This window comes from Yersinia sp. 2542 StPb PI (assembly GCF_048593855.1).
In the GTDB taxonomy this organism is placed as follows: domain Bacteria; phylum Pseudomonadota; class Gammaproteobacteria; order Enterobacterales; family Enterobacteriaceae; genus Yersinia; species Yersinia enterocolitica_E.
In genome coordinates this window covers 1-6765 of record NZ_JAZGQA010000217.1, presented here as the reverse complement: position 1 = coordinate 6765, position 6765 = coordinate 1, and the positions used below count along the sequence as shown (strand labels likewise).

Sequence of the window (6765 nt, the reverse complement as noted above, 5' to 3'; positions counted from 1 at the left end):
AAACTGGCATGGCGATTGCGCAGAGTAATCCGATCTTGTGTGTTTTACTCAACGACCAGAGGTTAACGCTATGCAACATCGTAACTTGATTAAGGTTTTTGCTCTTTCAGCTTCGGTTATCAGTATGGGTGTGGCTTTTGGCACGCTGGCTGCCGACACCATCAAAGTGGGTATTTTGCACTCGTTGTCCGGCACGATGGCTATCTCTGAAACACCATTGAAAGATATGGCTTTGATGAGTATTGATGATATCAATGCTCATGGTGGTGTATTGGGTAAACAACTGGAGCCGGTTATTGTCGACCCGGCCTCTAACTGGCCACTCTTTGCCGAGAAAGCGCGGCAATTATTAACACAAGATAAAGTCGCCGTCGTATTTGGTGCCTGGACGTCGGTTTCACGTAAGTCTGTCTTACCGGTATTTGAAGAGTTAAATGGTCTACTGTTCTATCCGGTACAGTATGAGGGGGAGGAGATGTCGCCCAACGTCTTCTATACCGGTGCGGCACCAAACCAACAGGCTATCCCCGCTGTGGAATACTTATTAAGTGAAGATGGGGGCGGTGCAAAACGCTTTATTTTGTTAGGGACGGATTATGTCTACCCGCGCACTACCAACAAAATCCTACGTGCTTTCCTGCATACCAAAGGTATTCAGGATAAAGATATCGAGGAGATTTATACCCCGTTTGGTTACAGCGATTACCAAACTATTGTGGGTAATATTAAGAAATTCTCTGCCGATGGCAAAACCGCCGTTATTTCCACCATCAACGGCGATTCAAATGTTCCCTTCTACAAAGAGTTAGCCAACCAAGGTATCAAAGCGACTGATGTGCCTGTCATTGCGTTCTCTGTGGGTGAAGAGGAACTACGTGGCATTGATACCAAACCACTGGTGGGCAATCTGGCTGCCTGGAACTACTTCCAATCGGTGGATAATCCGACGAACAAGACGTTTGTTGAACAATGGAAAGCCTATGCCAAAGCGCATAAGTTGCCAAATGCAGATACTGCTGTCACCAATGATCCGATGGAAGCTACCTGGGTAGGTATGCACATGTGGGCCCAGGCAGTAGAAAAAGCCAAATCAACCGATGTGGATAAGGTTCGTGCTGCGATGGCCGGACAAACCTATCCAGCACCATCAGGATTTACGCTGACAATGGATAAGACTAATCACCATCTGCACAAACCGGTGATGATTGGCGAAATTGAGGCTAACGGACAATTCAACGTGGTATGGCAAACCGATGCGCCAATTCGTGCTCAGCCATGGAGCCCGTTCATCGCCGGAAATGACAAGAAACCGGATCATCCAGTGAAAAGCACGCAGTAGCGATGACACTCCAGGGCCAGATTTTGCTGGCTCTGGATCTTTTTTGCCATATATCAGTGATGAGCGGGCCTATGAAATTGTTAATTCCTGTTTGGAGTAGAGCAGTCAATCTTTTGCTCAGGCCGCTGATAGGCCTGTTACTGAGCTTTTCAGCCTTGGCAACAGCAGGGCCAGCCCATGATTTTGCTGTGGCTAATCGTTCACAGCAAGCCGCTATGTTGCAGCAATGGGCGACCGAACCGGATGCTAGCCGATTACCCTTATTGCAGGCACTGAAACAAGAAACGTTGGTGGTCGATAGCACAGGGCAGGCATTCATCCAGCATAATCTGAGTTTCACCCCGCTGGAAGGGCAGTTACAACCTGTCGGTACACCAAAGAAAATCTGGCTCAATAACCGCTTACGTATTCTTATTGCTAATGCACTGACGGCTCAACGGCTGGCAAGTGAAGATGAATCAGTGCGCTGGCAAGCGGCACTAGAGTTACAGCAGCAAGCGCAAAGTGATCAATTACCGTTACTTAATCAGCGTCTTAAATTGGAAACAGACAGTAAAGTCAAAGAGGCGCTAAGTATTGCTTTGGCTAATTTACAACTGACCGATAGTAACCCTTTGGTGCGCCTGAATGCCGTGCAATTGCTCGGAAAATCAGGTTCGCCACAAACCCAATCTCGTTTGCAAAGCTTAACCGATGCTAAAACCGAGCCTGATGCACAAGTGCGTGCCGCGGCAGCCAGTAGTTTGAAACAGGTACAAAATCGGTTGATGGTCGGGGATATTATTGGGCAAGTATTCAGCGGGTTATCACTAGGCTCTATCTTGTTGCTAGCAGCTCTTGGGTTAGCCATCACTTACGGCCTATTGGGTGTTATCAATATGGCCCATGGTGAAATGCTGATGTTGGGAGCCTATTCAGCTTACTTGGTGCAATCTCTGTTTCAGCAGTTAGCTCCGCATTGGCTAGCCCTCTATCCTTTGGTCGCCTTGCCGGTCGCGTTCTTTATTACGGCTGGAATCGGCATGGCTTTGGAACGAACGGTAATTCGGCATCTTTATGGCCGCCCGCTGGAAACGCTGTTGGCAACCTGGGGAATTAGTCTAATGCTGATTCAGAGCGTGCGTATGATTTTTGGCGCGCAAAACTTGGAAGTCGCTAATCCTGCGTGGCTATCTGGCGGGGTACAGATTTTGCCAAATCTGGTTTTGCCATGGAATCGTATCGCCGTTATCGCCTTTGTGATCATTGTTCTGTTACTCACCTGGCTGTTGCTAAATAAAACCCGTCTCGGTCTACAGGTACGGGCAGTGACGCAGAATCGAGCCATGGCTGCTTGCTGTGGGGTGGCAACCGGCAGGGTTGATATGCTGGCTTTTGGTCTGGGTTCGGGTATTGCCGGATTAGGCGGGGTTGCCCTGTCACAACTGGGAAATGTTGGCCCGGAATTAGGGCAGGGCTACATCATCGATTCCTTCTTGGTTGTGGTGCTTGGTGGTGTCGGACAACTGGCTGGTAGTGTTGTTGCAGCACTGGGGTTAGGCATGCTGAATAAAATTTTGGAACCGCAGATTGGCGCAGTATTAGGTAAGATTTTGATTTTAGTGCTAATCATATTATTTATTCAAAAACGGCCGCAGGGTCTGTTTGCCCTCAAGGGCAGGGTGAGTGATTAATGAATCAACCTTTAGCTATAACCTTGACGCAAAAAGCACCTGTTATCAGCTTATCATTGGGGGCTGTAGTTGTTACTGCACTGATTATTTTGCCTTTTTTAGCACTGCTGCCGGCGGATAATCCTCTCGCAATATCAACCTATACCTTAACGCTTATCGGTAAGATTCTATGCTATGCAGTAGTGGCTATCGCACTTGATCTGGTATGGGGATATGCCGGTTTACTGTCTCTTGGCCATGGCCTATTTTTCGCACTTGGTGGTTATGCCATGGGCATGTATCTGATGCGTCAGGCGGCTGGTGATGGCCTGCCTGCATTCATGTCTTTTCTATCCTGGTCTGAGTTGCCGTGGTTTTGGAGTGGTAGCCAATATTTTATTTGGGCATTGTGCTTGATCGTCTTGGTTCCCGGTTTACTGGCTTTTATTTTTGGATATTTCGCCTTTCGTTCCAAAATAAAGGGCGTCTATTTCTCTATCATGACGCAGGCGCTGACTTACGCGGGGATGTTACTGTTTTTCCGTAACGAAACGGGCTTTGGCGGTAATAACGGTTTCACCGGATTTACCACTATGCTGGGCTTCCCGGTATCGGCAACCTCTACCCGTATTGCCCTGTTTCTGGCCACACTCGCTTTGTTAATCGCCAGTTTGGTACTGGGATTTGCATTGGCCCGCACCAAGTTTGGGCGAGTGTTGACCGCCGTGCGTGATGCTGAAAATCGCCTGACATTTTGTGGCTATGATCCGAAAGGTTTCAAGCTGTTTGTCTGGACATTATCAGCCGTACTCTGTGCTCTGGCGGGAGCGTTGTATGTACCTCAGGTTGGCATTATCAATCCAAGTGAAATGTCACCAACCAACTCTATTGAAGCTGCTATCTGGGTAGCGCTTGGTGGGCGCGGGACATTAATTGGCCCGGTATTAGGGGCTGGCATTGTCAATGGCGCAAAAAGCTGGTTCACCATGGCAATGCCAGAATATTGGCAGTTCTTCCTCGGATTGATATTTATTTTGGTTACGTTGTTCTTACCTAAGGGTGTTATCGGGTTACTGCGGCGGGGGAAAGACAAATGAGCCGGTTTCAAATTACGGAACAACTGATTTATCCCGAGATAATTGTTCAGGAACCCGGTGCGTTAGAGCATGCGGCCGACAAGCATCGCCAGCAACGGGATCCGGTGTTAACCCTCGAAAATATTAATGTTAGCTTTGATGGCTTTCATGCTTTGCGTGATCTCTCATTGCAAATAGGTGTTGGCGAGCTGCGTTGCATTATTGGCCCGAATGGTGCGGGTAAAACCACGCTGATGGATGTGATAACCGGTAAAACACGTCCCCAGACCGGTAAGATGACCTATGACCAACACCATGATCTCTCAATGATGAATACGATAGAGATTGCTCAAGCAGGGATTGGCCGGAAATTCCAGAAACCGACGGTATTTGAAGCGCTGAGTGTGTTTGAAAATCTTGAATTGGCACAAAAAAGCACCAAAACGGTCTGGGCCAGTCTGCGCGCCAAGTTGAACAGTGAGCAGCGGGATCAAATTGATGAAACGCTTACTATGTTGCGCCTTAGTGAGATGCGACAGCGGCAGGCAGGCTTGTTATCTCATGGTCAAAAGCAGTTTCTTGAAATTGGGATGTTATTGGTGCAAGACCCGCATTTGCTACTGTTGGATGAGCCAGCCGCTGGGATGACCGATGCCGAGACCGCCTATACCGCCGAGTTGTTTAATCAATTAGCCGGGAAGCATTCACTGATGGTCGTGGAGCACGATATGGGGTTCGTCGAGTCCATTGCTGATCATGTCACGGTGTTGCATCAGGGCCAGGTGTTGGCCGAGGGGTCATTGGCAGAGGTGCAGGCTAACGAGCAAGTGATCGAGGTATATTTGGGGCGCTGAGCCGCTCTGACTCTGTGTTGCTTCCCCCCTCATTTGGGTTGACCAAACTTCGGGGGATTGCGCCTTGATTCATAGCGGCTGATCGGTGTTGTTTCTCCTGCCATATCACGTGATCGGGTTTTGGTGACTAACAGTTAACTGGATATTTAAGGGCAATATATGCTGCAAGTGAATGAACTTGATCAATATTACGGTGGCAGCCATATCTTGCGTGGCTTGTCATTCGAGGCTGCGATAGGTGAGGTTACATGCTTATTGGGCCGTAATGGCGTTGGTAAAACGACGTTACTCAAATGCTTGATGGGACTGGTGCCGGTCAAAAACGGTAGCATTACATGGGAAGGTAAAAATATTAGCCATCAGTCACCACACCAACGGGTGAAAGGAGGCATTGCTTATGTGCCACAAGGTAGAGAAATTTTCCCCAGATTAACGGTTGAAGAGAACATTCTATTGGGGCTTTCTCGTTTTCCCGGCGCCCAGAGCAAGGTAGTACCTGAAAGTATTTATCAGTTATTCCCAGTGTTACAAGAAATGAAACATCGCCGTGGTGGGGATTTATCTGGTGGGCAGCAGCAGCAGTTAGCGATTGGGCGCGCATTAGCTTGCCAGCCTCGTTTGCTCATTTTGGATGAGCCAACTGAGGGAATTCAACCTTCGGTTATCAAAGAGATAGGTATAGTTATCAAAAAACTGGCTGCTCAAGGGGATATGGCTATCTTGTTGGTTGAGCAGTTTTATGATTTTGCCGCAGAGCTGGCGGATAACTATTTAGTGATGTCCCGTGGCAAAATTATCCAGCGTGGCCACGGCACTGATATGGAGTTAGACGGTGTCCGTGGCCTGGTTGCTATCTGACAGGCTCTTATGGGAGGCGAGTATCCTCGATGGGCAGTGAATCGAATGCCCCCCATTGCGCCCAAGAACCATCATAGAGTGATACTGATGGTGCGTTTAATGCCGCCAGCCCCAGAGCCACCACTGCGGCTGTTACGCCAGAACCACAGCTGGTAATAATGGGCTTGGTTAAATCCACGCCTTGAGCGGCAAAAATACTTGCCAGTGCTTGTGGCGATTTCAAATTACCATTTTCTACCATGCTCCCCCACGGGACATTAATACTGCCGGGGATACGGCCAAGGCGCAGACCAGGCCGAGGCTCAGGCTCTTGGGCTTTAAATCTGTTGGCTGGCCGGGCATCTATAATTTGTACGTCACTATTTCCCAGCACGGCGACAACCTCATCAACGTTTTTGACCGCAGCACTATTGAAAGCCACATTGAACACTTGCGGGGTTGGTTTTGCCTGGCCGCTTTCTAATGCATAGCCCGCTTGCCGCCATCCGTTGATACCACCGGCCAATATACGCACATTTTTGGCACCAAAAGTACGGAACGTCCACCAAACGCGTGGTGCGGAAAACAGGTTACCGTCGTCATAAATCACTAAAGTATGTTGCTCACTTACCCCTAATTGACCAACCCTCTCACTGAATTCCTGTGGCGATGGCAGCATATGTGGCAATTCAGTACTGTGGTCTGCAATTTCATCAATATCAAAGTAAACGGCTCCCGGGATATGCCCTTGCTCGAACTCAGCCTGAATGTCTCTTTTAGGTATCAATCCCGGCGGTGACATTCTGGCATCCAGAATAACGATATCGGCATCATTAGCATGTTCTGCCAGCCATTGTGCTGTAACCAGAAAAGGTGAGTTCATAGCAAGTTACCTGTCAACATTATAAAGGAGCGATGGGATTTATCGCTTCATCTTGATGCCCACTATATAACGAAATTACGCTATTGAAACCCCGACTGACTCATGATGCGTAACGCTTCGCATT

Annotated in this window: 6 protein-coding genes; 5 read left to right on the top strand and 1 reads right to left on the bottom strand. The window is 48.5% G+C overall.

Annotation, left to right across the window (positions count from 1 at the left end; all coding sequences use genetic code 11):
- The first annotated feature begins 70 nt into the window (after window positions 1-70).
- From urtA to urtE, 5 genes are all read left to right on the top strand, one after another.
- Window positions 71-1339, top strand: coding sequence for an urea ABC transporter substrate-binding protein (gene urtA, locus V1952_RS18870; protein ID WP_083159486.1), 1269 nt, complete (start codon window positions 71-73; stop codon window positions 1337-1339).
- A 71-nt stretch (window positions 1340-1410) separates the two neighbouring features.
- Window positions 1411-3012 carry an urea ABC transporter permease subunit UrtB gene (urtB, locus tag V1952_RS18865; protein ID WP_420075309.1) on the top strand — a complete coding sequence of 534 codons (1602 nt, stop codon included), beginning with the start codon at window positions 1411-1413 and terminating at the stop codon, window positions 3010-3012.
- Window positions 3012-4088, top strand: a complete 1077-nt coding sequence (gene urtC, locus V1952_RS18860) for an urea ABC transporter permease subunit UrtC (protein ID WP_420075308.1) — start codon at window positions 3012-3014, stop codon at window positions 4086-4088. The genes urtB and urtC overlap by 1 nt, the downstream gene beginning before the upstream one ends.
- Window positions 4085-4921: an urea ABC transporter ATP-binding protein UrtD gene (gene urtD, locus V1952_RS18855; protein WP_372558402.1), complete on the top strand. Its 837-nt coding sequence runs from the start codon at window positions 4085-4087 to the stop codon at window positions 4919-4921. The genes urtC and urtD overlap by 4 nt, the downstream gene beginning before the upstream one ends.
- A 159-nt stretch (window positions 4922-5080) precedes the next feature.
- Window positions 5081-5779, top strand: coding sequence for an urea ABC transporter ATP-binding subunit UrtE (gene urtE / locus V1952_RS18850; protein ID WP_420075307.1), 699 nt, complete (start codon window positions 5081-5083; stop codon window positions 5777-5779).
- Window positions 5780-5786: 7 nt separating this feature from the next.
- Here the strand turns inward: urtE and sseA are convergent, their stop codons facing one another.
- Complete coding sequence (gene sseA, locus V1952_RS18845; protein WP_420075306.1) at window positions 5787-6641, bottom strand: 3-mercaptopyruvate sulfurtransferase; 855 nt, start codon at window positions 6639-6641, stop codon at window positions 5787-5789.
- Window positions 6642-6765: the final 124 nt, after the last annotated feature.

Bases quoted from the DNA above. Each gene is read 5' to 3' on its own strand.
- urtE (WP_420075307.1), top strand. From the start codon at position 5,081: ATGCTGCAAGTGAATGAACTTGATCAATATTACGGTGGCAGCCATATC.
- urtC (WP_420075308.1), top strand. From the start codon at position 3,012: ATGAATCAACCTTTAGCTATAACCTTGACGCAAAAAGCACCTGTTATC.
- urtB (WP_420075309.1), top strand. From the start codon at position 1,411: ATGAAATTGTTAATTCCTGTTTGGAGTAGAGCAGTCAATCTTTTGCTC.
- urtD (WP_372558402.1), top strand. From the start codon at position 4,085: ATGAGCCGGTTTCAAATTACGGAACAACTGATTTATCCCGAGATAATT.
- urtA (WP_083159486.1), top strand. From the start codon at position 71: ATGCAACATCGTAACTTGATTAAGGTTTTTGCTCTTTCAGCTTCGGTT.
- sseA (WP_420075306.1), bottom strand. From the start codon at position 6,641: ATGAACTCACCTTTTCTGGTTACAGCACAATGGCTGGCAGAACATGCT.